At 76.2% G+C, this 1,806-nt stretch carries 2 protein-coding genes and 1 pseudogene; all 3 read left to right on the forward strand.

Features of this window, described 5'->3' with window-relative positions:
- Positions 1 to 212 (forward strand): annotated as a pseudogene (locus ACWJ6R_RS35805) (hypothetical protein); the annotation flags it as partial.
- A 50-nt stretch (positions 213 to 262) separates the two neighbouring features.
- A complete protein-coding gene (locus tag ACWJ6R_RS35810) occupies positions 263 to 910 on the forward strand; it encodes a response regulator (protein ID WP_449066459.1) in 648 nt (215 codons plus the stop codon).
- Between the two features lie 614 nt (positions 911 to 1,524).
- A partial coding sequence (locus ACWJ6R_RS35815; protein WP_449066460.1) for an urease accessory protein UreH domain-containing protein occupies positions 1,525 to 1,806 on the forward strand: 282 nt, incomplete at its 3' end.

The following is a 1,806-nucleotide window of genomic DNA, read 5'->3' on the forward strand; positions in this document are numbered from 1 at the left end:
CCGCCGCGCTCGGCGGCACGCTGACCGCGGGCCCCTCCGGGCGGGGCTTCCGCGTCGAGGCGCGGCTGCCCGTCCCGGAACAGGCGCGCGACGCCCCTGCCGGGCAGCCCGCCGCCGCGTCCGTCCCAGACAGGACGCCGGACAAGGCACCAGAGAAGACGCCAGGTAAGACGCCGGACAAGACGCCGGAGAGGACATCGGGGAGACCGTGACGCCCGCACCCGGAGAGAGCCGTGACGCCCCCCGCACCCGAGGAGACTCCGTGATCAGGATCGTCCTCGCCGACGATCAGGCCCTGGTCAGGGCCGGGTTCCGGGCGCTGCTCGACGCCCAGCCCGGGATGACCGTGGTGGCCGAGGCCGCCGACGGGGCCGAGGCCCTCGCCCTGGCGGAGGGGCACCGGCCGGATGTGGTCCTGATGGACATCCGGATGCCCGGCATGGACGGCCTGACCGCCACCCGGCGCATGCCCCCCGGGCCGAGGGTCATCATCCTGACCACGTTCGAGCTCGACGAGTACGTCTTCGAGGCCCTCCGGGGCGGCGCCAGCGGCTTCCTGGTCAAGGACACCGAGCCCGCCGAGCTGATCCAAGCCGTCCGCGTCGTCGCCGCCGGGGACGCCCTGCTCTCCCCCGGGGTGACCCGGCGGCTGATCGCCGAGTACGCCGGCCGCGCCAAGGAGCCCGTCGCCGGGACGGATCTGTCCGCGCTCACCGACCGGGAACGCGAGGTCCTCGCCCTGGTGGGCACCGGGATGACCAACGATGAGATCGCCCGCGAGCTCTTCATGAGTCCCGCCACGGCCAAGACCCACGTCAGCCGCACCATGACCAAGCTGCACGCCCGCGACCGCGCCCAGCTCGTCGTCATCGCCTACGAGTCCGGCCTGGTCCGCCCCGGCTGGGCTTGAACGCCTCGCGATCCGATCGGTCTCCACCGGCGCCCTCGGACGGTCCGGGCCGTCCCCCGCGCCCGCCCCTCCGCCATGGCGCTGGGTGAGCGAAGTGTCACTGTTCGCTCCGGCCGGGGGCGGTTAGCGTTCGGGACGTGGGGACCCGGGCGGGGGGCGTTCGTTGAGCGCCGAGGTGATCACGTTGTTCACCGGCGGTCTGGCCGCCGGACTGGTGGCGGGCACCGCGTCGTGCACGGCGGCGCAGGGCGGGCTGCTGGCCGGGCTGGCCCCCGGCGCCCGTCGTCCCCCAGAGGTCGTGGAGCGTCCGGCGGGATGCCCGGGAGCGATGGAGCGCCCGGCAGGACATCCGGAAGCCCGAGGTCCCCCGAGGACGGCGGGGCGTCCGGGACCGCGGACGGGGGGTGCCGCCCGTCCCCTGAGCCGTCGGGCCCGGAGGCCGTCGCCCTCTTCCTCTTCGGACGGCTCGCCTCCCACGTCGCCGCCGGAGTCCTGCTCGGCCTGCTGGGCTCCGCCGTACGGCTCGGCCCGCCGGTCCGGGCCGCGTTGCTCGTCACGGCCGGGATCGCGGTCACCGGCTTCGGGCTCCGGCTGCTCGTCCGCGGTTCCGCCCCGTGCCCGCCGGTCGTGCCCGCGCTCCGCGCCGGTCCCTCGCCTTCCGGGCGGCGGGCCGTGCTCCTGGGGGCGCGACGGTCCTGGTCCCCTGCGGGGTCACGCTCAGCACCGAGGCGGTGGCGGTCTCCAGCGGTTCGGCGGTGGGCGGAGCGGCCGTCATGGCCGGGTTCGCGGCGGGCACCGCGCCCGCGTTCGCGCTGCTGGGGATGGTGCTGCGGCGGGTGGCCGCGACCCGCTGGCGGCACTGGCCGGGGTGGCCGCGCTGGTCGCGGGCCTGTGGA

The sequence above is a fragment of the Planomonospora algeriensis genome, from assembly GCF_977012225.1.